Origin of the sequence: Rhizobium sp. CF080, assembly GCF_000282095.2 — a bacterium.
Lineage (GTDB): Bacteria > Pseudomonadota > Alphaproteobacteria > Rhizobiales > Rhizobiaceae > Neorhizobium.
This window is the reverse complement of the sequence record NZ_AKKC02000004.1, coordinates 1,503,006-1,527,097: the sequence shown is the minus strand read 5'-3', so window position 1 is coordinate 1,527,097 and position 24,092 is coordinate 1,503,006. Positions and strand designations below refer to the sequence as shown.

Below are 24,092 nucleotides of genomic sequence, written 5' to 3'. Positions count from 1 at the left end.
CCCTTGGAAAATTCCAAGGGGCTTTTTTTGCATTCAGCTTACGCCTTGCGCATCGGATAATCGTCTTCGTTGAGAACCCAGCCGGGCTTCAGCGAGAAATCCACGCGCGGTGGTGCGAATATGTCGACGAGCTGGTTCACGCCGGCCGACTCCGCGGTAGTGGTGTGGATCGACGGCGGCGGGATCACGCAGATGGACGGCGACTCGCAGTAGAGATGCTCGTCATCGCGCCAGATGTTCATGTTCGTCGTCCACGGCCAGCGAAGATGGTGTGTGAAGGTGCCGGTCAGGGCCAGCGAGCATTGCTCGAAGTCGTCGTGATGATGCGGTGAGACCTTGTCCCGCTCGCGGGGGCCGATACGCGGCGTCAGGTAGTTGATCATGAAGGTGGTGCACCGGTAGATCCGACCGAACCGGGACGGATCTTCGGGAACGTCCAGCGTGTACCACTTGAGCTTGAGCCCGCCCGACGGTTCCGGCCAGGCTTCGAACGGCGGGACATTGGGATGCGGGCCTGAGAATGCTTGCGCATTGGAAGCAGCTTCGGCCATGTCTGTCGATTTCGGCGTGAAAAGCCGAACGATGCCGCCGGAGGTCAGCATGCGGATGCTGCTCTTGCCCGGCGGCAGAAAGGCGACCGAATAGCCGGGGACGGTTGTCGTACCGTCAGCGGTGGTAATCTCGACGGATGTCTCCCGATCGGGGATGATCAGGGCATATTCGTCCGGCTGCGCACTGCGTGCAAAGACGCCGCCTTCCTTTCCGTCGCTGTAGGCGATGACGAAATTCTGCCCACGGCTGATCCAGGTCTTTCCATTCTCGTCGGAGACCTGCGGTTCGGTGCCGTAAAACAGGCCAAGCTGCGAGCCGAAATAGCTGCTGTGCACATGGGCTTCCTTCGGCTCTGCCGCCTGAGCCAGGCTGGATCTGGGGTCGCTCTGGTCGTACATGGGATCCTCCGCTTCGGTTTCAAAATGTGTTCATGAAACGCCGCCGGCGCCTCCCTTCTGGGTAAGGTTTTCGGCAGGCGTGACGGTCTTCGGTTCATCTGGGAGGCTGTTTCTTGATCCCCAGAATCTCGCGCGTTTCCCCGGGTGTGGCGATCGAGCCACCGAGTTCCTTCAGGATGCGTACGGCCTTGTGAACGAGCTCCGCATTGCTTTTCGCCAGAACGCCTTTTTCGAGATAGATGTTGTCTTCCAGACCGACGCGCACGTGGCCGCCGAGCAGCCAGGCCTGCGCCAGCATGGGAAATTCCCATCGGCCGATGCCGAAGGCCGCCCAGTGCGATTTCGCCGGCAGCAGCGACTTCATGTAGGCGAGGGTCTCCGGCGTAGCGATCGCTCCATAGCGGACGCCCAGCACGATCTGGAAGAGGGCAGGCGCATCGATGCGCCCTTCCTGGATGAACTGGTTGGCAAGCTGGATATCGCCGGTGTCGAAGACTTCGAGTTCAGGCCTGACGCCGGCCTCCCGGATGATGTCCGCCATGATGCCGAGGTTGCGCGGCGTGTTGATGACGACCGAACTGCCGGAATACATGGTGTTGAAATCGAGGCTGCAGATTTCGGGCCGAAGGGCGGCGATATGTTCGACGCGCCGTTCCGGCGGCAGCAACGTCGTTCCCGGCCCGGCAATGCTCGGCTCCGGCTCGCCTGGAACGAACCGCCCGCCCGGTCCGGTGGTCAGATTGATGATGACGTCCTCATCCGCCGCGCGAAGGCGATCCACCACCTCGCGATAGTGCTGCAACTCCATGCTCGGCCGTCCATCCGGATGCCGGACGTGGATATGCACGATCGCCGCACCCGCTCGCACGGCTTCAAGGCAGGAGTTTGCGATCTGCTCGGGTGTGACAGGCAAGTAAGGCGTCGATTCGACACTCGTGATGTTGCCTGTGACGGCGCAGCTGATGATGGTCGGATTGGCCAAATCTTTCTCCTGTGTTTTCAACGTACTGCAGTTGCAGGCGCTGAGGCGGTCTTGCTGGCTCCTCGCTCGCATCTGCTCGCGCAGAGCGCAAAACAAATCGGTCAGCGTTTCACGCACAGAAATGCCGTGTTCGAAATCACGTCGGGGCAAAGTCGAGGCGATGCGCGCTACGCATCTTCTGTAAAGGCCACGCTGCGGCCACGGCGGATTTGCGGGAGCACGATGACCAGGCACATGACCGCCGCGATGGAGAGCATCACGATCGAAAGGGGGCTCTGATAGAAGATTGCCAGGTCGCCATTCGAAAGAAGGAGGGCACGGCGAAAGTGTTCCTCCATCAGCGGCCCCAGGATGAAGCCGAGAAGGAGCGGTGCCGCCTCGGCGCGGAAGCGCCAGAACAGGCAGCCCACGAGCGTAAACCCGGCTGCGAAATAGATCGGCAGCAGGCTGTTCTCTATGCTGAACAGGCCCACGCAGCATACGGTGAGAATGATCGGATAGAGGATCCAGTAGTGAACCTGGATCAACCGGACCCACAGCGGAATAAGTGGAAGGTTCAAGATTACCAGCATCGCATTGCCGATCCACATCGACGCGATCAGGCCCCAGAAAACTTCCGGATTGGAGACCATGACATAGGGGCCGGGGGCGATATTGTGCACCATCAATGCGCCGATCATCAACGCCATTACGCCGTTGCTCGGGATGCCCAGTGTCAGCATCGGGATGAAGGAGGTCTGTGCCCCGGCATTGTTGGCCGCCTCCGGGCCTGCGAGACCGGCAATCGCGCCGTGGCCGAATTCCTGCGGCCTTTTGGCAAGACGTTTCTCGATGGCATAGGATGCAAACGAGGAAATCATCGCGCCGCCGCCGGGAAGGAGACCCAGCACCGATCCGATCGCCGTGCCGCGTATCACAGGAAAGGCCGCCTCCGTGGCTTCCCTGCGGTTTAGCCACAGATTGCGCAGCGAAGGCGTGGTGACCTCCCGCGCCTGGTCGCCGCGGATGTTGGTCACGATATCGGTGAAGGCGAAAAGACCCATCGCCACCGCGACGAACTCGATGCCTTCGGTCAGTGAGAAGGAGCCGAACGTAAAGCGGTATGTGCCGCTGTTCACGTCTGCGCCGACGAGGCCGAGGATCAGCCCGGTCAGGACCATGGCGACACCCTTGATGAACGAGCCGTGGGCAAGAAGCGTCGCAGCCGTGAGCCCCAGTACCATCATCGCGAAATATTCGACCGGGCCGAAGAGGAATGCCACTTCCGCCAGAATGGGGGAAAATGCCGCGATCAGCATTGTCGCGATCGTTCCCGCGAAGAAGGACCCGAGCGCTGCGATGGCCAGTGCCGCGCCGGCCCGGCCCTTGCGTGCCATCTGATGGCCGTCAAGGCAGGAGACGACTGAAGAAGATTCTCCCGGCAGGTTGACGAGGATCGCGGTCGTGGAGCCGCCGTATTGCGCGCCGTAATAGATGCCGGAGATCATGATCAGGCCGGTGACCGGTTCGAGCGAATAGGTCAGCGGCAGGAGCATGGCGATCGTTGCCAGCGGGCCGAGCCCCGGCAGAATGCCGATGGCGGTGCCGACCAGCACACCGATGAAGCAGAATGTCAGGTTGTTCAGTGAGAGGGCGGCCTCGAAACCCAGGCCGAGATTATTCAGGAAGTCCATGGGATCAGACCGCAATCATGGGCACTGCAATGCCGAGGAAATAGATGAAGACCAGGCAGCAGAAGAGCAGCAGCCCGATGCTGAGCGCGATTGCGCGCTTCAGGGTAAAATGGTCGGAAGCCCATAGCGCGATAAACACCTGTGCCGGCACGGCCGCGACAAGTCCTACCGAGAGGACCAGGACGGCAAAAGCCATGAGCGACAGGGTAATCAGAAGTACCACTCTCGGCGGCAGGCTTCGAGTCCTTTCGCCGCCGGCCATTACGCCTTTCGCCAGGATCACCAGGCCGAGAATTGTCAGGATGACGCCGAGGATGAGGGGGAACATGCCGGGACCCATCGCGGCGATGGTGCCCATCTGGTATTGCAGCGACAATCCGGCGGTGAGACCTCCGAATAGCGTGAAGAACAGGCCCGCCTCGACATCGGCCATGTTGTTGAGCCTAAAAGACAACTTGAACCTCCCGGCACCCATGCTGTGAATTTCGGTTGGATCCGGCACCCGATGCGCGAGGCAACGAACATCGGATCGAGAGTAGCGCTCTTACGAAAGTTCACTCGGGCTTCAGGCCGATGCTTTCGATAATGGTCTTGCTGGTCGCCATTTCCTTGGCAAGATAGTTCCTCGCCTCAGCCGAGCTGCTGGCAATGCCCATGATATTCTGGCCGGCCAGCCGGTCCTTGGTGTCCTGCTCGGCAAAGATTTCCTTGAGCGTGCGGTTGAGCTTGTCGGTCACGGCAGCAGGCGTTCCCGCAGGTGCGATCAAGGCTAGCCAGTTCTGGTATTCGAAGTCCGGAACAGTGTCGCCGATCGCCGGGATTTTCTCGCTGCCCAACAATCCTGTGCCAGTATGTGCAAAAGCCTTCATCTTCCCGCTTTCGGCAAAGGGGCGCACGGTCTCGTAACCCGAAAACACCATATCGACAAAGCCGCCCGCCACGTTGTTCAGGCTGTCGCCGGCCCCCTTGAACGGGATTTCGCGGATCTGGATGCCGGCGCTCTTGTTCAGGAGACCGAGCGCGAGCTGCGCTCCGGCTCCTCGGCCGGGCGTGCCGGCGGTCAACTTGCCGGGATTGGCCTTGGCGTAGTCGATAAGCTCCTGCATGTTCTTGAATGGCAGGCCGCTGCGAATCCCGAGCACGAAGGGATAGGCGGTCAGTATAGACACGGGAACGAAGGACTCCGGCGTCTTGTAGGGCAGCTTGGCATAGAGAAACGGATTGTTGGCGATGGCGCCCGTCACCACCAGCAGGGTGTGACCGTCGGGGGCGGAGTCGGCAAGCAAGGTTGTTCCGATGACGGAATTGCTGCCTGCATGGTTTTCCTTCACCACCGGCTGGCCGAATTTCTTGGCCATCTTGTCGGAGAACACTGCGGCGACCGCGTCCGTGCCACCACCGGGCGCGTAGGGTATGATCAGCTTGATCGGCTTTGTCGGGTACGGCGCGTTTTGGGCGACGGCGCCTGTCGTCGATAGGGCAGACGCCACTGCCACGGCGGCAGCCAGCGTTAATCTGCGAATAATCTGTACCATTCCTCTCCTCCTAGGATGGATTGCATTGTTCTTCTGTAGTTTCGCCAGCCGGCCGATGTCGTCGGTGTCATGGCCCGGCAAAGGTGTCAGAGAAATGCCTCCCGACCTTATCCTCTGAACGTCGTCGTTGGTACTCCGCCCTTGAACCAGGTCTCGAACCTGCGGTTCCTGTAACGCCAGACGCCATCATCGCCTCTGACGCAGTGGTCGGTCGCCAGTGCGATCTGGATCGGCGGCGCGGACTGCAGCACCGGCTCTCCGTCATGGGCGTAAAGGATCAGATACCAGGTGGTCATGGCTTCATTGGACGTTTCGGAAACGACGCGGAAATTGCTCACGGTATGGGCCGCTACGCGCGGCCCGCGGCTGATCCGGTATTCATAGAATTGGCGGATTTTCTCGCGCCCGCGGTAGACCTGTTCACTTGCCTCGAAAACGCCGTCCTCGGTATAAAAATCTGCGGCTTGTCGCCCCCAGTTGGTATCGACGTCATGCCAGAAATCGTGGAGCTGGCGCTCCAGCTCCCAGGCAAGGCTCGTCCGGTCTTCGCTCCTTAACAATGTCAGCTCCTCTTGTGTCGGGCATGGGCCGGATCGAATTGCCGGAAGCGAGGCGGCCCGTTTCCATTGTTCTAGGACAGCGCTTTCACCACGTCCGAGGAGACATGATCTATTTCTTATCGTGAAATGATTGGTGGCGCCGATTGGCGTCGTCCGCTTGGTTGATATCTTTGCGGCGCCCCGTTACGACTTCTCGGGAAAACCGGGCCGGGTTCCGGAACGGACAATGATCCCGGCGCCGCGTGGTTGAGGCGAAGACGATGGATATGACAATCTTGGGGCGGACCGGATTGAAGGTCAGCGCGGTGGTTCTCGGGGCTGGTGGAAACAGCCGGCTCGGCTTGCGCCGTGGGGGCAGCGATGCGGAAGCGATCGACCTGGTGCGGGCGGCACTCGATCGCGGCATCAACTTCATCGATACGGCGCCGGTTTATGGCACCGAAGAGGTTGTCGGTGCTGGTATCGAGGGACGGCGCGACAGCATGATCGTTGCGACCAAGGCGCGCTGCACGGTTCAAGGCAGCTCCTATGAAAGCCGTGAATACGTTGCCCCCGGCGAGATGCGCAGGAGTGTGGAAAACAGTCTCAGGGCGCTCCGCACGGATCATATCGACATATTGCAGCTGCATGGAGTGCGCCCGCATCAATACGAATTTTGCCGTAACGAGCTTCTGCCGGAACTGCAGCAGCTTCGCGACGAGGGCAAACTACGGTTTCTCGGTGTGACCGAAGCGTTCGGTGCCGATGAAGAGCACAAGATGGCGCAAAATGCTGTCGCGGATGACGTCTGGGACGTGCTGATGCTCGGCTGCAATTTCGTCAATCCTTCGATCGCACGCTTTGTCCTGCCGCAGGCGACGGAAAGGAACATCGGCATCATGGCCATGTATGCCGTGCGGGGTGCGCTGGCCCGAAAGGACACGCTGAACAGCCTGGTAGCGAAGCTCGTGGCCAAAGGCGAGGTTCCGTCGGACATGCTCGATCCGAGCGATCCATCGGGATTCCTGCTCGAAAACGGCGTGGCTGGTTCATTGACGGAAGCTGCCTATCGGTTCTGCCGTTATGTGCCGGGCATCAGTGTCGTCATGACGGGTACCGGCAGCCTCGCGCATCTCGAAGAAAACATCGCGGCGATCAATGGCGCGCAGCTGCCTGCTGGCGTCCTGGACAGGCTCTCGGACGCTTTCGGCAAAGTCACATCCGCCACGGGCGATCTCGAATAGCCGCTCATCTCACCACCATGAAGCGGACCGGCTTGCGAAAAGCTCGCGGGTCTGTGATGGCTGCTGTCCGATTTAATGGATATGGCCATGCCGCAACGTGTGCTAAATATTGAAAAACACTCGCGGATTTATAAGGTTTTCGCAAGGCGAAACTTACGTGGCCAATCATTGCCGACGATCAGGTGTCAGGCCCATCCTGCAGAACTATTCGGCGCTGTTGCAGGTCACCGGGGACGGGAGACGGATCGGTAGGGCAGGCGTTGCTGGGAGGCACGGACTGTCCGATGATCCGAAAGGGCATTCAATCTGATGAGGGATTGCGGCGCGGCGAGGATGGGAAGGCGTGGGGAGGTTATCATGGAACTTGGTGTGCAGGCCAATGAAGCATTTGTCGGCGACGGCGCCCTTGACGAAGACGAGCGGCCTTCGGCCTGGAAAGCCGGGTCGCGTGGCCAGATTGCAAATTGCCGAGCCAATTCCCGACGCGGCATGACGGATGCGATCAAGCCTTCCTATCCGCCGGTGGAATCCGTGCGTCGTGCGCTGGAAATCCTGCGCATCCTGAACCGGCTGCGCATCTGCACCGTGGGTGACATCCATGCTGCGACCGGGCTGCCCAAGCCGACCATCGTGCGGATGCTCGATACCCTGATCGCCGATGGCTATGTCGTTCGCGACAACATGTGCGGCGGTTATCGCGTCACGCATCGTGTGGAGGAGCTTCACGCCGGTTACGAGGGTATTGCTGAAGTCATCGAAGCATCTCGGCCTTTCTCAATCGATCTGACGAATTCGATCAAATGGCCTGTCGGCATCGGTACTCTGGATGGCGATGCGATCGCGGTGCAGTTCTGGACAGGCACGATCAGCCCGTGGGTGCATACAAACACCCTGCTCCATAACAGGCCGAACCTGCTAACCTCTGCCATGGGCAGGGCTTATATGGCCTTCTGCGGGGAAGAGGAACGGGCATCGTTGTTTGCCATGATGCGCGCCAAGAGCGGCGGGAGTTTCGGACCCGAACAGGAAGCGCAACACAACGTGCTTCTCGCCAACGTCCGCAAGAACGGGTTTGCGATCAGAGCGCCGCAGACGGAGCCGCGCCGCAACACGACGGTCGCGATCCCGATCTGTCATGGGGGTACAGTCCTTGCTTCCATCACCGTCAGCTTCTTCATCAGCGCTGTTCCGCGCAACAAGGTCGAACAACGGATCATCGATCCGCTGAGGGAGGCGGTGAACAAGATCGAGGCGGTCATAACATTCATGCGGCACGGTCGCGCGCCGGCGCTCGGCGTCGATAGCAATGTGGAGTTACCTTCAACACCGCAATCGAATTCAGTAGGATGTTTGCCGACGAAATTTCAAGACTGAGGGGGCCCGCCGACAGTAGTGAGCCTGCCGGAAGGAGTCCAGGAACACCTTCACCTCGTTGAACAGGGATAGTGCCGTACCTAACGCGACAGGTGGTCTGCCAGCCCGCCTCTATGTTCCGGAGGGACGCGCTCAAGCAGTATGAATCCGCGATCAATTTGGACGTTTTTGACCAGTTGATCCCATCGATCTCATGTGGTTGGTCGTGTTTGCAAAGAGGTAATGGGCATAGTCCGTCACCGCCAATGTGATGACAGGCGGCGAATTCTTCAGGTTGAGACCACTAGCGGTCTCAACCTCGCCATTGTCGGCGGTTGTGGCTGAAGATCGAGCCATGCGTTTCGGCATTGAAGGATAAGATGACCTGGGACATGGAATTCCGTGTTAGGGTGCGACCTTGTTCCATTGTCCGTCGAGCACGAGCATTTCTGTCACCGACATGCCAATGACGAGTTCGGGACGTTGAAGATGCATGGCGTCGAGGGGTATCATTGCCGCCATGCGGTAGGCTTCCGCGATGGGCAATCCGACGTGATGAACGGCGTTGAACAGGCAGGTTGCCAGATCGATATGCGCACCGGCGAGAGAGCCGTTGCTATTGACGAGAGCGCCGTCCCGCACGGTGATAGTTTCACCGTAAAGGTCGAAATGGTCGGGGCCGCCGATCGTCGCCATGGCGTCGGATACCATGAACATCCGCCCCTCGACCGGGCGGGCGCGGCAGGCGAGGCCTACCATCTCCCAAACGACGTGATGCCCGTCGACAATGATCCCGGCAAAGCTGTCGGAGTTGATCGCCGCGCCGACAATGCCCGGTTCACGTGACTGCATGGGTGGCATCGCGTTGAAGAGATGCGTGAAGCAACTGACGCCTGCGGCAATTCCCGAACGAGTCTCCGGCGCGGTGGCCGCGCTGTGACCGGCGGAGACGACCACTCCCATATCTGCAATCTGACGGATGACGTCGGGCGGAACGACCTCGGGCGCAAGCGTCAGCATGACCGGAATGCCTGCGCGGCTGAGCTCCGTCAGGATCTCGATGGTGGGTTCGTCGATCGGCCGAATGAACGCCGGATTGTGCGTTCCCTTGCGCAAGGGATTTATATGCGGTCCCTCGACATGCAGGCCGAGGAAACCCGGCAGGCCCCAGGCATCGCGGGCGGCTTCGGCTGCCTTCTTCATGCAGTCTGGTTCGCAGGTGATCAGCGTCGGCATCACCCAACCCGTGCCGCGGTCGCGTTGCGTCGCGACGATATGGGCGATTGCCTCCGCCGAAGGATCGTTGTTCAGCATTACGCCGCCGCTGCCGTTGACCTGGAGATCCGTCAGTGCCGGACCGATCAGACCGACGCGCAGGTCGGGTATTTCTCCAGCGTTCAGCGGGCGAATGCGCGTCAGTGCTCCGCCAGCGACTTCGACGGCCAGACCCTCCCGCATTTCGCCTTCGTGCCAGAGAAGATCGGAAGCAATCAATCGCGTCATCGGACACCTTTGAGGAAAGTTATTGGACCGCGCGCTGGGCCATCACTGCCGCGCCGCGCGCACCGGAACTATCACCATGCCTGGCCACGCGAATTGCAGGCATGCGCATTTTGCCAAGCCGTATCGCCTCGAACGGCTTCTCAAGCAGCGGAACCAGATCTGGAATTCGGGAAAGCCCGCCGCCGATGACAATACAGTCCGGATCGTGATCGAGCTGAATGGTGAGAAGGAGTTCCGCAGCGATTTCGGCCCATTCTGAAAGAACGGCGGCACTGCACTCGTCGCCCTCACTCGCTGATGCGACAATCTTTTCCGCGACGATCGGGCGGGAGAGCCTGAATTGGCCGAGCGCTGCAAGGCCGTTGCCGGAGACATATTTCTCGAAGCAGCCCTGCTTTCCGCATCCACACGGCCAGACGGGGATTTGGCGCGGAACGAGGGTGCGTGCCGGCACGCCGATATGCCCGACTTCGAGTGCCGAGCCGTTGGCGCGTCTGGTGAGGTTGCCATTGAAGGCCAATCCCGCACCGACACCTGTTCCCAGGATTAGGCCGACCACCGTCTCGAATTCGTCACCCGCACCACCATTGGCCTCCGAGAGAGCAAAAGCCTGGCAATCGTTCATGAGCGGGAGCTTGCGGCCGATCCGTTCGGCAAGAAGGGTTTGAATATTATGGCCGCTTGCCGGCAGGTTAGACGTGAAGGCATGTCCGGTCTGGCTATCTATCAAGCCGGGCAGGGCGATGCCGACCGGCAAGACCGGTCCCGGTTCCGAACGCGCATCGAGCCAGCGGACCTGCTCGGCCAAGATATCGATAAAATCGTTCAGGCTGTCTCGGGGCGTCGGCACACGCCGCACATCCATCGTCGCCAGATCGTGCGAGAACAATCGTGCTTCGATCTTCGTGCCGCCGATATCGATGCCGCCGCAGATCATGCGCGGACCGGATAGAGGGTTACGCCAGACACGACGCGCGACAAGTTCTCTCGGCCGGCGAAGGGATTGTCGATATTCAGGTCGAGATCGCCTGCCCATAAGACAGCCCAGATCTGGGCCGCGAGCACATAAAGAACCGCTTCCCATCGCGCGTCGGAAACCGTGCGCATAACGACGTCACATTCGTCTCCACCGAACGTCAATACGGTAGCGTTCGGATATTGTGCCTTTATCTCGCGGGCGACGTCCCAGTCGTAGAGAGCCGTATGCTGGTCGGGATGGATCATCACGACCACGAGATCGCGCCCGGTAATGACCGCCTTGGGGCCATGGCGGAAACCGAGCGTGCTGTCCCATGATGTCATGGTCTGCCCGGCGGTTAGTTCGAGAACCTTCAGTGCGGATTCGCGTGCAAGCCCCTTCAGAGCGCCGGAGCCAAGGAAAATGGCCCGATCAGGTCTGACGGGAACCATTGTCGGCAAGTTCTGCAGCAGTGTTTTCGCCGTCTGTGCAAGCTTGTCCAGTTTTCCGACAACATCCGATCCAGCTTCGAGGCAGGCCATGGCGGTCAGAAGCATCGTCGTGAAACTGGACGTCATGGCGAAACCGTTGTCGTGGGTTTGCTCGGGGAGGGTGACAATTTGCTGTTCACCCGGTCCGACTGGCTGCCTGTTTGCCAAGGCGCCGTGGGGGTTGCAGGTAATGTTGAGACGCTGCACCGCGGGGAACTGATGATCGAGCAGATTGAGGGTGCCGATGCTTTCAGAACTGTCTCCCGAGCGGCCGAATTGTACCACGAGCAGCTGGGGGTCGTTGCGCAGGCATTCGAAAGGCTGGGCGACGATATCGGTGGTGGGTATGGCGCGAAGCCGAATGGGACCGGGAGCCGCGAAGCTCAGAATATCCCCGATGAATGCCGATGTCCCGGCTCCGGCGAAAACGATCTCCTTGATGTTCTTTTCCGCGATCCAAGCCGCTATCGCCCTGGAACGGTCTGCAAGCCGCGGAGCCGAGGCCGTCCAGATATCAGGCTGGGCCAGGATTTCTCCCCATGTCAGGCTGTCTTGATACCGTGTCATCGCAATCCTCTTATATTGCCAGTTCGCTGTCTTGCGTCTGCAGTCCGGGGTAGCCCCGAAGGCGCGCCGCTCCCGGTTTGTTGGTTTCAGTTGCGTGCAGAGACCGCACTGATCACAGTGCGGTCGTCACAGCTTTCAAACGAAGTGGAACCCTTGACCGTCGGGAAGGCGCCCGTTTTGTGGAAGTCGGACAGTTCGACCCGCTGGAATTCCTTCTCCCAGTCGTCTACCGCAATTCCGCTTGCCGGTATCGAAACATATCCGTCGGAAAAGATTTCGATGCTTCGCACGTCTGCCTTAGGCAGCCTCAGATTGGTTACTCCGTCGAGAATGATCTGTTTGCCGTTGATCGAGGCATAACCCAAGGGTCCATGTGCATTGGCGTGGTGGAATTGGGTGCGAATTCCGCCGGTCAGAAAATCTGCGGCAATAGTTTCGGAGACCCGGGCTGCGGCGACGGCTGCCGCGAGCGCCTCGGCGGCCTCATCCACCGTCAACGAACCGGCTGCAACGGCAGCGTTGAATCCACTGAAGATCACCTCCCGCGTCGCCATTTCCACATCATCGGCATCGGCGATCTTGCGCGTCAGGATACCATGCACGGCCACGCGCGCTGCGGTGCTGACCGTGTCGATCAGCTTGTGATGCTGATAGACGTCCCTGCCGTTGATGCGAATTCCGGTGTCGCCGAGCGCCAGCAGGCGAAAGTGGTCGGGAGCTTCGACCACGATGGCGGCTGTGGTCGAAGGCGGGTGGGCGATATTGTGCTCGGTGGCGGCGTCCTTGACGCTGTCGCTTAGCGCTTGGAAGATCTCTTGGGCCGAAGCGTCCAGAAGTTTGCCGTCTGCGGCCAACTTCGCAGTGCGGCGTGCGGCGCTTCGGGCCGCGATCCGCCCGGAACTCTCCCCGTGATAGATGGCTCCGGTCGGATCCGTCGCCCCGTCAAATACTGCGAGCACGCCGTCGGGCTCGATCAGGATCACATCGTCACCAGGCTTAGCCATGTCCTTGTATTTCGAGCGTGAGAAAGCTTCGATGTTCATGCGAGGTATCCTATGGCATTGGTTCGAAAGCCGGCGCCTCGGAGGCGCCGGATAAGATAGCGAGAGTGATGTGGTCGTTCAGACGAACGCGGCTTCCTTGCTTTCGGAAAACCGGAAGACGATGAATACGCAAATCCCGGTGGACAGAAGCAGCAGGGTGGAGAGCGCCGCGGCTGTGCCGAATTCGCCGTCGATCACCTGGACATAGATCAGGACCGGCATCGTGATCGTTCGCGCCGTATAGAGGATCAGCGTGGACGAAAGCTCGTTGATCGCGGTGATGAAGCTCATCAGTGACCCGATTATCAGACCCGGCATCATCAGCGGAACCGTGACCGAGATGAAGGTCTTGGCAGGCGAGGCCCCAAGGTTGATGGAAGCCTCCTCGATGGACGGCTTGATCTGCCGCAGGATCGAGGTCGTCGATCTTACGCCGTAAGGGAGCCTGCGGATGAAGACCAGAATGATGATGATCAGTGCGGTTCCGGTGATGTCAAAAGGCGGATTGCGGAATGTCGCAACATAACCGATGGCCATAACGACGCCCGGAATGAGATAGGGTACCATCAGCAGCAGATCCAGCGAGCCGGAAACGACATTGTCGCGCCGCACGACGATGAACGAGAGGAGCCCCGACACGACGGCAATGAGCGCAACCGCTGCTAACGAGAACATGAAGCTGTTGTAGATCGCCTGCGGAGAATCCCGCAGGATCCGCTGGTAGCTTCCAAGTCCGAAACCGCCACTGAAGACAGGGCCACTCGTTGCCAGGAACGATGTGAACACGACGGTGAAGGCAGGCAGCATGGCGATGAAGACGACGAGGTAGCAGAAGCCGTGAACGAGAAAGGATTTCACCGGCGACATGGATTTCTTGACCGGGCGATTGGTCAAGGCGCTGGCATAACGGCGCTTGGAGAGGATCCGCCGCTGCAGCAGCAATGCCGCCATGGAGATGACGATCATCAGCATGGACACCGTGACCGCCATCGTCGGCGTGCCGCCCATTTCGGACGTATATTGCGCATAGGCGATCGTCGACAGCGTGCGAACACCACGGCCGAGGATTGCCGGCGTGCCGAAGTCGGCGATCGACAGTACGAAGCAGATGATGGCACCGGTGCTGACCGCCGGAAACACGAGCGGAAGGGTGACCTTGTAGAAGCGCTCGAACGCTGTGCAGCCGAGGTTTTCCGCAGCATCCTCGTAGGACTTGTTGATGGTATTCAGCGCATTTTCCGTCATCAGGAAAATGTACGGAAAGAACTTGAGGCTGAAGACCATGACGATGCCTGGAATGCCATAGATCGTCGGCGCGGGAATACCCACGTAAGACAAGGCGTTGGTGACGGCACCATTCGAGCCGAACAGCATGATCCATGCATAAGCGCCGATGAAGGGCGGGGCGCAGAGAACCAGCACGGCGAAGGTCGATATGACGGCGCGGCCGCGAATGCGATAACGAGAAGTGCAGAACGCCAGTGGAATGCCAAGCAGGCAGGCGCCGAGCATGCCGCAGATGCCAATGACAAGTGTGTTCCATAGCGCAAGCGTATAGAAGCGCCGGGTGAGAACCTGCCAATAGTTCGACAGGCCAAAACTTCCCGTTTCCGCATCGAAGAAGCTGATTGCCAGGACGTTGGCGATCGGCAGCAGAAGAAATACCGCAAGAAGAACGACCGCAAGGCCAGTGATGACTGTCCAGAAGCCGGGCATTCTAAGCTTGCCGGCGAACCCCGACCTAACGGATACAACGACGCTCATGACAGCCTTGCTCCGGTGATCCCTTCATCGAACAGTTGCATGTCTTTCGCCGCAAACACGAAGACGGCATCATCGTTCGGGCGAAGATCGATGATGTCGGGAGTTGGCTTGGTGATCGCTTCAATCTCCTCTCCAGAAGACAGCACGGCAGCGACCGCCATTTCGCGGCCGGTGAAACTCACCTGGCGGATCTTGACCGGCAAACGGATCGTGTCGGCCGCATCTGTCGCCGAGTTGACCGAGATGAACTCGGGGCGAATTGCGGCGGCGATGCCCTTGGCGGCCCCGATTTTCGATGCCTGGGGCAAGATGAAGGGGGTGCCGGCGATCGACTGCTGTGCGCCATTGAGCGAAAGCGCCATGAAATTGTTGGCACCGACGAAGGAAGCGACAAAACGGTTGGCCGGGCTGTAGTAGACTTCCCAGGGGGCTGCGGCCTGCTGGATGACGCCGCCATACATGACGCAGACATAGTCAGACATCGCGAGCGCCTCTTCCTGGTCATGGGTCACATAGATGGTGGTGATGTTCATCGACTGCTGAATGCCGCGCAACTCCCGCCGCAGGTCGACACGCAGTTTGGCATCTAGGTTGGAGAGGGGCTCGTCCATCAAGAGTACTTTGGGGTTGATGACCAGGGCGCGCGCAAGACCGACGCGTTGCTGTTGGCCGCCGGACAGTTCATGCGGCATGCGCGCGGCATAGGGCTTCAACTGGACGACATCGAGCACTTCGGAAACACGGCGCTCGATTTCGCTCCTAGAGACTTTGCGCTGCTTGAGACCGAAAGCTATGTTGTCGGAAACGCTGATATGCGGAAAGACCGCATAGTCCTGAAACACCATGCCGACATCGCGCTTGTGTGCAGGCACGTTTTCGATCTTCTGGTCGGCGACGGCAATGCTGCCGTGATCTTGTTGGTGAAAGCCGGCAATCGTGCGCAGGAGGGTGGTCTTGCCGCAGCCACTTGGTCCGAGCAGCGTAAAAAACGAACCGGATGGAATGGAAATGCTGATGTCCGACAGGGCGACTACGCCCCCGTAACTTTTGCGGATATTGGAAATCTCAACAGCGGACATAAAGGTCTCCGTGTGCCGGCATCGAGAAAAACGCCCGCGTACGAACTAATGGGATCTTTGAAGGTATCGGACATGGCGCAATCAGCGCCATGTCCGAGGCTTTGCTTACTGGAGATCCAGCATCATGTCGTTCCAGGTCTTCATGGTCTTGCTGCGGTTGTCGGCGGCCAGCTTGAAGTCGTATTTCGCATCCGGAACCTGGGAGAGCGGGATCAGCACGGGGTTTGCGGCGACGTCGCCGCGGATCGGCCGCCGGCCGGCCTTGGCGACGAATTCCTGCGCTTCCTTGGAAACGATGTAGTCGATGAACGCTTTGCCGTTTTCAGCGTGCGGAGCGCCCTTGGTGAGTGCCATGCCGTCCGGCGCGATCGCCGTACCTTCCTTGGGATAGACGATATCGACAGGTGCTTTGCCGAGCTTATAGCGCAGCGCCGCGTCTTCGAGTGTGATGCCGATCGCCTGTTCGCCGTCGTTGACGAAGCGCGGAACCGCGCCTGACGACGTCGACATGACGGAGTTGGTGATTATGCCCTTGTAGATTTCCCAGGCCTTGGATTCCGGCTTGAAGACCTGCAACACGGTGGAAAGCTGGATATAGGCGGAGCCGGACTGGTCGGCGCGAGCCGATGAAATCATGCCCTTGTATTCCGGCCTGGCAAGATCTTCCCAGGAGGTCGGTGCCGGCTTGCCTTTCAGCGCATCGCGATTGACGATGAATGCGGTCACGACAGCGGTAAAGGGAACCCAGTTCTTGCTTGGGGCCAGCGAAGGCGTGATAGCCGCGGCTTCCTTCGGAGCGTAGGGCTCAAACAGTGCGGCAGAGAAATCGATCACCGTGCCGTCGACACTCCAAATCACGTCGGCGGCCGGCTTGCTGCTTTCAGCCTTGATTCGGTTCATCAATTCGCCGGAGCCCGCCTTGACCAGCTCCACCTTCGTGCCGGTCTTCTTTTCGAAAGCCGGCAGGATGCTGTCCATGAGCTCCTGAGGCGCTGCAGAATAAACGACTACGGTGCCATCGGCGTGAGCAATCGAGAAAGACGCGAACATCGCAGCGCCGGTGGTGAGAGTCGTCAAAAATTTGCGAAAATAGCCCAAAACGGCCTCCATCTTTTCGTTCCCAAGGGCGCTATTTCAAAAGGATTGTGGCAGCTCTTGTCGGCTTTCCATCCTTCCATAGCGTCGATTATTAATTTTCTTTACGTAAATAAATATGTCAAGGTCATTTTCACAAAACTGTCATAAAGTCTTGGCGCAGGTGGAAACAGGCTGCAACAAACGGGGTGATTGTGACAGCGATGTAGGGTAGGGCCTTTGGCGCTCTTTGCGCGATACGGGGACTGTTTTGATCAATCTGGGCTATAACGAACGGCGGCTCATAGAAACATTGCGCGGTCGCGGCGGCATGTCGCGTAGCGAATTGGCGCGCGACATGGATGTCTCCGCGCCGACGCTGACACGACTCACGTCAAGTTTGCTCGATGCCGGCTTGATCGTCGAGGCCGAAACAAGCCGACCGGGCAATGGAAGAGGCAAACCTTCGACCGTGGTCGAGATCAACCCCGATGGCTTGTTCACGCTCGGCGTCTATTTCAACCCGGATGATATCCGGATTTGCGTTGCTGACTTGAACGGCCAAATTCGTGCGGAAGTGCGCGAAGACCTCGAAGATCACAGTTTTCAGCACATCATGAACATTGCGGCGCCGGCCGCCAGGCAGGTTGTCGCGCAATCCGGTATCGACGAGCGACGGGTGCTAGGATGCGGACTGTCGTTTCCCGGCCATTTTTCGCGCAATCCGGGACATGTATTTCAGATTCCGCAGTTTACCGGTTGGCACGACGTCGATGTGGATAAAGACTTTCAGCAGTATTTCGACTACCCCGTTCACCATGAGAACGACGGCAAGGCCGTCATTTTGTCGGAACTTTACTACGGCGTGGGGCGAAATCTTTCGAATTTCGCGATGATCTGGCTCACCTATGGAATCGGTGGCGGAGTTGTCGTGCAGCGGCATCTATATCGCGGCGCTCACCGGAATGCCGGAGAATTCGGGGGACTTTTCCCCAAATCGCACTCCAGGCCTTCGGGGCAGGATCTCTGCAAGACACTTGGCGATGCCGGTATCTCGATCAGGAGATTGAAAGACATAGATGACCGCTACGCCGATCATCCCCGGATGGTGGAGTGGCTTGAGCGAGCGACCGATCAATTGCGTACTCTCGCCTTGACCGTTGCAAGAACCATGGATCCGTCGGCTATCGTGGTTGGCGGCTCGCTCCCCGACTGGATCATAGGCCATATCGTCAAGCGCCTCGGCTCGCTCGAAACCCTCGGAGAAGACTTCTTCGTGGAGCCTCCGGAGATCCATAAATCCGATTTAAGCGAAATGCCGCATCTGGGCGCAGCCACGATACCATTGTATCGGGCCACTACGCCGAGCTACTATTCGGGCCGGGCATTGAAAGGGTGGGCCTAAAGCGTTCCGACTTTCCCGGTCAGGCGGAATTCCGGAGCACGATTTCCCCTTTCAGCAGAATGATTTCGCCGCGATCCGTCACGTGCTGCTCCTGCTCCATGTCCATCATCTGAAACAGCAGATCCAGTGCGTGTGTGCCGATCTGGTCGTAATCCTGCGCGACAGTCGTGATCGGCGGGCAGGCGTATCGCGAAAGCGGGTGGTCGTCGTGGCCTGCAATCCGTAGGTCACCTTGTCCAGTCTGGCCGACTTTCACGCCTGCCTGATAAGCCGCGGATATAGCCCCGAATGCAATACGGTCGTTCGCACATAACACGGTTCTGCTGGGGAGGGCTTTCTGACTTATCAAGCGCCGCATCTCGTCGAAGCCGAACCTTTCGAAATCCCAGTCTGCACCGCCCGAGACATTCAAGACCATAGGCTCCCTGTTCAACCGGAGCATGGATTCCGCGTAGGCAGTTTCACGCGTTCGCGCATTAGTATTGACGGCCGGCATGCCGAGATAGCAGGGCGGTTCGCCGGAGCGGCAGAGATAATCCGTCATCAGCTGGAAGCTCTGCCGGTTGTCTGTCCCGACGAAGGGTGAGGTTTCGTCGAGGGGGGAATCGACATAAACGATCGGTGTTGCATCGCTGAGCGACCGTAAGGTGTCGCGATGCGACTTGATACCCAGCGGCGCAATGATGGCGCCAGCGGCATTCATCGATTTCAAGGTCGTGATCGCCCGCGCTTCCAAATCCGCGTCGCCGTCCGACGACAGCACGAATGCGAGGAAGCCTTCGGTTTTCGCGATGAGCTCGACACGCCGGGCGAGAGCCATATAGAAAGGGTCGGAAGAGTTCGGAACAATGACCCCGATAATATTGGCGCGTCGACGGTTGAGGTTGACCGCAAACATATTGGGCCGAAAGCCGGTCTTGTCGATCGCCGCCTCGATCCGGTCGCGCGTCTTGCGGCGTATCGACTCCGGATCGTGGAAAAACTTAGACACGGTGGGGCGCGATAACCCGACGAACCGGGAAAACTCCTCCATTGTTCTGATGACTTTTCCCGGCAAATCCTGTTCCAAAGGCGTCTTTCCAATCCGATTGCGCAGGCGTCCAGTCTCGCCAGATGTCGACACGGCCGCTGCGTCGTCAAGGGCGGCAGGCTTCGAAATAATTATGCAGGACGCGATCGACCGAGGCTAGCACGAGAGCCTTGGCTTGCGACTTGACGATGCCGTCGCGGACGTCGGGGTAGCTCGCTTGCATGTACTGGCTGATCAGCGTTTCCGGTATGTCGATATTATCCAGCGTTTCGAAAAGCACTTTCACGGCCCTGTCGATTTCGGGATGCGGCCAGTAATAACGGATGCGGTCGCTGTAGCTGAAATGACGCTGGGCGCGCCGTTCCGCCTCCGAGCCGTGATAGTATTTCTCCCAGTTCCCGGGCTCCGATGTCAGCACGCGCTCGACAGTCGCGGTCAGCGTTTCCCGACGCTTGCCAGCAAAAATGAATTCGGCGATCTGGTCGAGACCGTAGAATGCCTCGCGCATCGCGAAGGTGAGGCCCGGGCCAACTTTGAGGATGGCAAAACCATCCCTGACCAATCGCTGCAGCGCTTCGCGCGTCTGGTAGTCGGTGGAGTGCGCTTCGAAAACCATGCCTGGCAGATCGGCAAGCGCGTCGCTGAGCGCCGTCGCCTGATCCGCCTGATAGGCGATGACATTTTCGTTGCCAAACTCGACCCCCGGTTGGACAACGACCCCCACCACGCGGGAAAACGCTTCGGCGACACCCGCCGCCTCAAACGCCTTGCGATGCACTGCGACCGTTTCTCGGGCAGCCTCCGGCTTCGTCACTTCCAGCACATCGAGCTCTTCCATGGCGCCACCGGGAATAGGCACCTCCGTGCCGATGATATAGACGGGCTTGATCCCTTCATCGGGCTTCAAAGTCGCTTCGGCAGCGGCGGCGAGACTTGCAGCGCGTGCGGCCGTGATTCCGTCGGGCAGCGCAACCGGCTCGCCGGCGCAGCCCATGCTCGTATCGAGGTGAAGCTTGGTGAAGCCGGCCTTGGCATAGGCCTCGATCATCGCGGAAGCCTTTACCATCGCCTGTTCCGCGGGCAGGTGTTTCCACGGGTTGGGACCGAGGTGGTCGCCGCCTAGAATCAGCCGTTCTGTTGGAAAGCCGGTCGTGGCTGCGATACCTAGGACAAAAGTGCGGAAGTCCTCCGGCGTCATGCCCGTGTAGCCGCCATCCTGATTGACCTGGTTGCAGGTCGCTTCGACCAGAAGATGGGAATCGCTCCACAAGGCGCGCAACATCGCAGCTTCGATCACCAGGGGGTGGGCTGAGCATACGGATGGAATGCCCTTGCGGCTTTCCTGCCGATGCCAGTTTGCGATATCAAGTAGAAAGTTCGTCTGCATGTACCGGCAATCCTTGATCAAATGAATCGGTGGAGCGTTAGGAAATTTATTTACGCGCGTCAATTTTAAATGATCCGTGCGTGAATATATTTTTTCGGCATTGGTGGAGGCGACCTATGAGGTTGCACGATGCGCGACCGGAACTGGGACTTGGCACATCAAATCTCGCTCCTTCGACCGACAAAATGTTTCCCCGCGAAACCGAGGACCTGCGCCAGCACGGACCGGTAGGCGGCAGTCGATACCGATGCGAGACCGGCAAACATGTGATCGAGCTCGAGACAGACCATGCCATGTTCGCGAGGGATAATTCCGTGAGGGAAGGCAGGATCGAAGGACGTGCCGAGTTCCAGAATCAGCAAGGTGCGAATTCCGTACGCCGATCTGCATGCCCCGAACAGCCAGAGCCATTTCCCCTCGACGCAAGGGTCTCCGTCGGAAGATCAGGGGGCTGTTAGCGCGTCAAGGACATCTCGGCTTCGACCATTGTGGGGCTTGTTCCGGGCACCGCCACTCGACGCTCGTGACGGAACCCGCAGTCTCCTGGCCAAGTTCGCCTCCGACCTGCGCCGCAACGCGAGACTGACGCGCAGTGCAGCATGAGACTAGTTAATGCTTTATGTCAGTAGGCAGACAAGGATCGCGACGCCCGTTATCCAAAGCCCGCTCAAAAGGGCTAGAGAAACAGCAACGGTTCTGCGGTCAACTTGAACCCACGGCCGCTGCGGACCGCGCAGGCTCAAGGCAGCCGTGTTGTCGCGCGTGGTTGGGGCTCCGAAGGCCGATATGCTCTCCTCAGCAGAAGCTGTTTTTGACAGTCTCGCTTTCATGCCAGTCTCATCCGATTTTGTCCGTGAACTCTTCACCGCATCCAGCCAGATCCATTCGATTTTTCGATTTGAGGGCCAACGGCTCATTGAACGCGCGGCGCGGTAATCGCGACCAGCGAGAACGTTTGATGATCTCAAGTAAAGTCGTGGCGCTCACCCAAGATCTCACCGCCGACCTCCCGAAGTCTCTCGCCAATTTTGGACGGTATTCCGCCGGATCTCATTGCGGTCGCGTTGATGCGGTGCGCCGACGAGATCATGTGTGCTAAAAGTTGTCCCAGTGACTCACCGGTCGCGGTGGAAATTTACTTTATATTCGCTACACTTTCCGACGTAACTGGACGACGGCGACAGCTGTGTGGAAGTTCCACTGCCGCAGGGCCGCCCCCCGGCGGTTACCCCAACTGCGGCAAGGGCTCGACGTGCTTTCCATACCGCCCGTCGAGCCCTTCGTGCCGCCCCCCGCTGCACAGTTCAGCGACCTCAACCGTCGACCATTTCCGGATCGCGGTTTCCACCTATTGATAGGTTTGACCCGGCGTTCTGGGTGAGTGCTTGGTCGCCGCAATATCTATGTCACCGGTCAGCTCCTTGGTGATCGCCTCAAGGGTCACGGAAAGTCCGGCCTCGACCTCGACCGATTTGAGGCCCTTTGCCGTCTCTCTCGCGTAAATCACCAGCCTCGCCAAGGCGACGAGTTCTGCTTCTCTATCAATTTGCAAATCTGAGCATGCCATGCACCAACCCCCAACTTGTGAGGGCAATCTAAAACTCTTTGAAGGTCACCGGGTGTGACATCGGCGTGACACAACGCATGGCTGATGACGCTAGCCATCACGCCAGAGAGACGTTCGGTTAAATTCAAAGCGGATGGGGGGAGGATACGTGTCGGCCTGACGCAGAGCATCAATCAGGGCCATGGCGTCCGCTCTTTTTTGGTCCACATAGTTGTGGTGAAGAATTCGCAACAATTCATTTGCGCGGGCACCAGCAATTTCCGAGCAGTTTGCGATGATCGCGTTCCAGCTACGGACCTTAAAGAACAAAGAACGCGCGCTTTCCTTGAGATGTCGCGTCTCCTCACCGCAGATCAGACCGTGTGCGCAACAGCTCGTGACGGTCGCGTCCACGTTGACCATCGGGATGGTGATAGCGACATATCCGAGCTCTTCCGGTCCATGCAGCAGTGCGACATCCGCGTCGTCGACGAGGGTTTCGTTCGCATAGGCCGCGAAGATTTCCCCGACGCCAGTCATACCGAAGGCGTGACACTCCGCGGCCCGCAAGGCACCCATGCTCGCCGCTCCGAAGACCGCCACGCCTTTCGAGAGACTGTAGAGAATTTCCTTGTGCCAGACGGGGGCGACATATTCGAAGGCGCCATCGATCAATCCAATCGCCCGCGCACCCTCGTCGACTGCCAGCCGTACATCACCCTGCATCGCCGGCGGTCTTATAATCATATCCTCCGCCACGAGACGCCTTGCATCCGGAAGGCTTGGGCCGACAAAGAGTACTTTCATGACGCAAACGATGCTGTCATCGCCCTTTCGCCAAATCTATGCCGTCGCTCTCCCTCCGGGTTTTCCAATCCGGGCACCAATATCTTGACGACCGCGAAGGGTAATGCCGGATCGCTCAATCGGACGGCGATTGCTTGCGTGACACGCGCCCGCTTCAAATTCATCAAGATTCCTGCGAGGTCCCTTGGACCGGATAAGGGCACGCCGCGTGAAGGTTCAGCGGAAAACAGCCTTCGCAACCGCTCCGGCAGCGGTCGTCGATAGGTCTCATGAAAGACGTCATCACGTGCGCCACTGATATAGGTGACGCGGGACTGCGCGGCTTCCGTCAGAGCTCGCATGGCAGCGCGTTCGGGGGACGGATGAGCGCCGCAGCCGAACGTCACGTCGATAAATCGCGGTGCACGGGACGCGAGCGCGGTTCTGGCCGCAAGGAAGGCACCGATACACGGTATGCCGATATCGCTTGTCATGTCGAACATACTCAGCAGGATGCCCGCATCCTCGATCTTCACGATAAGGGACCTAACATTCTCGTCGCTGAATGTGTCGGGGTCCAAACACCTGGTGTGTTGGTTCGATTCAGGAAAACCCTGCCACAGGACATGAGCGTCGCGTTCGATACGCTCGAGAAGGCCGTAGAAAATTGCCTCGTCATGCGTGTTGCCCGACGCAAGGCCGTCCGAGGATTGCCAGTATCGGCAGTTCGACAAGGTCCGATCGAGTGACACGGCGTCGACTGGAACGTAGACGCGATCAAAACTAAAGAGGTCTTCTCCCGCCACAAACGCCATAGTATCCGTTGCTCGTGGAGGGGGCTGGTTCCTGCCAAGAAGCGGCACAAGCAAATCGAAACGCTCGCCGGCATCCGAAAGAACTGACGCGGAGACATTCTTGATTGACAGGAACGGATCGCAAGCGACAGCCCGTTCGATAGCCTCCATGACTGCGGATGTTCTCGCGGCGGCATCGGTAGACCCTTTGCCTTGAGCAACCACGATCGACTTGGCGTTTGGAGTATAGGCACACCAAACCGGAATACCGATATGATCAAGTCCGGTCTGGCGGCCGATACGGGTTATCCCAAGCGTCTTCAGAAAAGGACGCACCCGCTCATAGGTCTCTTCAGGTGAGCAGATGCGTTCCATCACTCACGCCATTG

22 protein-coding genes are annotated in these 24,092 nt (G+C 59.0%); 3 read left to right on the top strand and 19 right to left on the bottom strand.

The features are described 5' to 3' along the window. Positions 1–38 precede the first annotated feature (38 nt). The 6 genes from PMI07_RS14025 to PMI07_RS14000 all read right to left on the bottom strand — a co-directional run bounded on the left by PMI07_RS14025 (position 39) and on the right by PMI07_RS14000 (position 5,700). Positions 39–950 (bottom strand): hypothetical protein, encoded by a 912-nt coding sequence (locus PMI07_RS14025; RefSeq protein ID WP_007759543.1) that lies wholly within the window; start codon positions 948–950, stop codon positions 39–41. Between the two features lie 94 nt (positions 951–1,044). Beyond that, positions 1,045–1,932, bottom strand: a complete 888-nt coding sequence (locus tag PMI07_RS14020; RefSeq protein WP_007759544.1) for a 3-keto-5-aminohexanoate cleavage protein — start codon at positions 1,930–1,932, stop codon at positions 1,045–1,047. 167 nt (positions 1,933–2,099) lie between these two features. Then, entirely contained in the window at positions 2,100–3,605 is a 1,506-nt protein-coding gene (locus tag PMI07_RS14015; RefSeq protein WP_007759545.1) for a tripartite tricarboxylate transporter permease, read from the bottom strand. Positions 3,606–3,609: 4 nt separating this feature from the next. Next, a complete protein-coding gene (locus tag PMI07_RS14010; RefSeq protein WP_007759547.1) occupies positions 3,610–4,059 on the bottom strand; it encodes a tripartite tricarboxylate transporter TctB family protein in 450 nt (149 codons plus the stop codon). Between the two features lie 100 nt (positions 4,060–4,159). Next, the gene (locus tag PMI07_RS14005) at positions 4,160–5,140 is read right to left on the bottom strand and encodes a tripartite tricarboxylate transporter substrate binding protein (RefSeq protein WP_024163802.1); all 981 of its coding nucleotides are present in this window, start codon (positions 5,138–5,140) and stop codon (positions 4,160–4,162) included. Positions 5,141–5,247: 107 nt separating this feature from the next. Continuing rightward, entirely contained in the window at positions 5,248–5,700 is a 453-nt protein-coding gene (locus PMI07_RS14000; RefSeq protein ID WP_007756938.1) for a nuclear transport factor 2 family protein, read from the bottom strand. Positions 5,701–5,960: 260 nt separating this feature from the next. On the opposite strand from PMI07_RS14000, the gene PMI07_RS13995 reads away from it, so the two are divergent. Both PMI07_RS13995 and PMI07_RS13990 read left to right on the top strand, forming a co-directional pair. Beyond that, positions 5,961–6,923, top strand: coding sequence for an aldo/keto reductase (locus tag PMI07_RS13995; protein WP_007756939.1), 963 nt, complete (start codon positions 5,961–5,963; stop codon positions 6,921–6,923). 489 nt (positions 6,924–7,412) lie between these two features. Further along, positions 7,413–8,297, top strand: coding sequence for a helix-turn-helix domain-containing protein (locus tag PMI07_RS13990; protein ID WP_197032494.1), 885 nt, complete (start codon positions 7,413–7,415; stop codon positions 8,295–8,297). Positions 8,298–8,681: 384 nt separating this feature from the next. On the opposite strand, the gene PMI07_RS13985 is transcribed toward PMI07_RS13990, so the two are convergent. The 7 genes from PMI07_RS13985 to PMI07_RS13955 all read right to left on the bottom strand — a co-directional run bounded on the left by PMI07_RS13985 (position 8,682) and on the right by PMI07_RS13955 (position 16,731). After that, on the bottom strand, positions 8,682–9,779 hold the full coding sequence (locus PMI07_RS13985; protein WP_007767947.1) for an N-acetylglucosamine-6-phosphate deacetylase: 1,098 nt from the start codon (positions 9,777–9,779) through the stop codon (positions 8,682–8,684). 19 nt (positions 9,780–9,798) lie between these two features. Beyond that, the gene (locus tag PMI07_RS13980) at positions 9,799–10,716 is read right to left on the bottom strand and encodes an ROK family protein (protein WP_007767944.1); all 918 of its coding nucleotides are present in this window, start codon (positions 10,714–10,716) and stop codon (positions 9,799–9,801) included. Continuing rightward, positions 10,713–11,795, bottom strand: a complete 1,083-nt coding sequence (locus PMI07_RS13975; RefSeq protein WP_007767941.1) for an SIS domain-containing protein — start codon at positions 11,793–11,795, stop codon at positions 10,713–10,715. The genes PMI07_RS13980 and PMI07_RS13975 overlap by 4 nt, the downstream gene beginning before the upstream one ends. An 86-nt stretch (positions 11,796–11,881) precedes the next feature. After that, entirely contained in the window at positions 11,882–12,838 is a 957-nt protein-coding gene (locus PMI07_RS13970) for a protein phosphatase 2C domain-containing protein (RefSeq protein ID WP_007767938.1), read from the bottom strand. Positions 12,839–12,916: 78 nt separating this feature from the next. Then, the gene (locus PMI07_RS13965; protein WP_007767935.1) at positions 12,917–14,602 is read right to left on the bottom strand and encodes an iron ABC transporter permease; all 1,686 of its coding nucleotides are present in this window, start codon (positions 14,600–14,602) and stop codon (positions 12,917–12,919) included. Further along, on the bottom strand, positions 14,599–15,681 hold the full coding sequence (locus PMI07_RS13960) for an ABC transporter ATP-binding protein (RefSeq protein WP_007767928.1): 1,083 nt from the start codon (positions 15,679–15,681) through the stop codon (positions 14,599–14,601). The genes PMI07_RS13965 and PMI07_RS13960 overlap by 4 nt, the downstream gene beginning before the upstream one ends. 105 nt (positions 15,682–15,786) lie before the next feature. Beyond that, positions 15,787–16,731 (bottom strand): ABC transporter substrate-binding protein, encoded by a 945-nt coding sequence (locus PMI07_RS13955; RefSeq protein WP_155956515.1) that lies wholly within the window; start codon positions 16,729–16,731, stop codon positions 15,787–15,789. Positions 16,732–17,026: 295 nt separating this feature from the next. On the opposite strand from PMI07_RS13955, the gene PMI07_RS13950 reads away from it, so the two are divergent. Further along, on the top strand, positions 17,027–18,160 hold the full coding sequence (locus PMI07_RS13950; RefSeq protein ID WP_007767925.1) for an ROK family transcriptional regulator: 1,134 nt from the start codon (positions 17,027–17,029) through the stop codon (positions 18,158–18,160). Positions 18,161–18,179: 19 nt separating this feature from the next. On the opposite strand, the gene PMI07_RS13945 is transcribed toward PMI07_RS13950, so the two are convergent. The 6 genes from PMI07_RS13945 to PMI07_RS13925 all read right to left on the bottom strand — a co-directional run bounded on the left by PMI07_RS13945 (position 18,180) and on the right by PMI07_RS13925 (position 24,078). Beyond that, positions 18,180–19,193, bottom strand: a complete 1,014-nt coding sequence (locus PMI07_RS13945) for a LacI family DNA-binding transcriptional regulator (RefSeq protein WP_007767924.1) — start codon at positions 19,191–19,193, stop codon at positions 18,180–18,182. Positions 19,194–19,296: 103 nt separating this feature from the next. Continuing rightward, entirely contained in the window at positions 19,297–20,577 is a 1,281-nt protein-coding gene (locus tag PMI07_RS13940; protein ID WP_007767923.1) for a D-tagatose-bisphosphate aldolase, class II, non-catalytic subunit, read from the bottom strand. 158 nt (positions 20,578–20,735) lie between these two features. Further along, positions 20,736–20,939 (bottom strand): hypothetical protein, encoded by a 204-nt coding sequence (locus tag PMI07_RS35320; RefSeq protein ID WP_037086293.1) that lies wholly within the window; start codon positions 20,937–20,939, stop codon positions 20,736–20,738. Between the two features lie 986 nt (positions 20,940–21,925). Then, complete coding sequence (locus tag PMI07_RS34880; RefSeq protein WP_007767922.1) at positions 21,926–22,144, bottom strand: hypothetical protein; 219 nt, start codon at positions 22,142–22,144, stop codon at positions 21,926–21,928. Positions 22,145–22,234: 90 nt separating this feature from the next. After that, positions 22,235–22,930 carry a TfuA-like protein gene (locus tag PMI07_RS13930; RefSeq protein WP_007767921.1) on the bottom strand — a complete coding sequence of 232 codons (696 nt, stop codon included), beginning with the start codon at positions 22,928–22,930 and terminating at the stop codon, positions 22,235–22,237. After that, entirely contained in the window at positions 22,927–24,078 is a 1,152-nt protein-coding gene (locus PMI07_RS13925) for a YcaO-like family protein (RefSeq protein ID WP_024163801.1), read from the bottom strand. The genes PMI07_RS13930 and PMI07_RS13925 overlap by 4 nt, the downstream gene beginning before the upstream one ends. Positions 24,079–24,092 lie beyond the last annotated feature (14 nt).

Excerpts from the sequence above, each read along its gene's own strand:
- PMI07_RS13925 (WP_024163801.1), bottom strand. The coding sequence starts at position 24,078 with ATGGAACGCATCTGCTCACCTGAAGAGACCTATGAGCGGGTGCGTCCT.
- PMI07_RS13960 (WP_007767928.1), bottom strand. The coding sequence starts at position 15,681 with ATGTCCGCTGTTGAGATTTCCAATATCCGCAAAAGTTACGGGGGCGTA.
- PMI07_RS13995 (WP_007756939.1), top strand. The coding sequence starts at position 5,961 with ATGGATATGACAATCTTGGGGCGGACCGGATTGAAGGTCAGCGCGGTG.
- PMI07_RS14005 (WP_024163802.1), bottom strand. The coding sequence starts at position 5,140 with ATGGTACAGATTATTCGCAGATTAACGCTGGCTGCCGCCGTGGCAGTG.
- PMI07_RS13990 (WP_197032494.1), top strand. The coding sequence starts at position 7,413 with ATGACGGATGCGATCAAGCCTTCCTATCCGCCGGTGGAATCCGTGCGT.
- PMI07_RS13955 (WP_155956515.1), bottom strand. The coding sequence starts at position 16,731 with ATGTTCGCGTCTTTCTCGATTGCTCACGCCGATGGCACCGTAGTCGTT.
- PMI07_RS14025 (WP_007759543.1), bottom strand. The coding sequence starts at position 950 with ATGTACGACCAGAGCGACCCCAGATCCAGCCTGGCTCAGGCGGCAGAG.
- PMI07_RS13980 (WP_007767944.1), bottom strand. The coding sequence starts at position 10,716 with ATGATCTGCGGCGGCATCGATATCGGCGGCACGAAGATCGAAGCACGA.
- PMI07_RS13985 (WP_007767947.1), bottom strand. The coding sequence starts at position 9,779 with ATGACGCGATTGATTGCTTCCGATCTTCTCTGGCACGAAGGCGAAATG.
- PMI07_RS13940 (WP_007767923.1), bottom strand. The coding sequence starts at position 20,577 with ATGCAGACGAACTTTCTACTTGATATCGCAAACTGGCATCGGCAGGAA.
- PMI07_RS13965 (WP_007767935.1), bottom strand. The coding sequence starts at position 14,602 with ATGAGCGTCGTTGTATCCGTTAGGTCGGGGTTCGCCGGCAAGCTTAGA.
- PMI07_RS13970 (WP_007767938.1), bottom strand. The coding sequence starts at position 12,838 with ATGAACATCGAAGCTTTCTCACGCTCGAAATACAAGGACATGGCTAAG.
- PMI07_RS13975 (WP_007767941.1), bottom strand. The coding sequence starts at position 11,795 with ATGACACGGTATCAAGACAGCCTGACATGGGGAGAAATCCTGGCCCAG.
- PMI07_RS13945 (WP_007767924.1), bottom strand. The coding sequence starts at position 19,193 with ATGGAGGAGTTTTCCCGGTTCGTCGGGTTATCGCGCCCCACCGTGTCT.
- PMI07_RS34880 (WP_007767922.1), bottom strand. The coding sequence starts at position 22,144 with ATGGCATGCTCAGATTTGCAAATTGATAGAGAAGCAGAACTCGTCGCC.
- PMI07_RS14015 (WP_007759545.1), bottom strand. The coding sequence starts at position 3,605 with ATGGACTTCCTGAATAATCTCGGCCTGGGTTTCGAGGCCGCCCTCTCA.
- PMI07_RS13930 (WP_007767921.1), bottom strand. The coding sequence starts at position 22,930 with ATGAAAGTACTCTTTGTCGGCCCAAGCCTTCCGGATGCAAGGCGTCTC.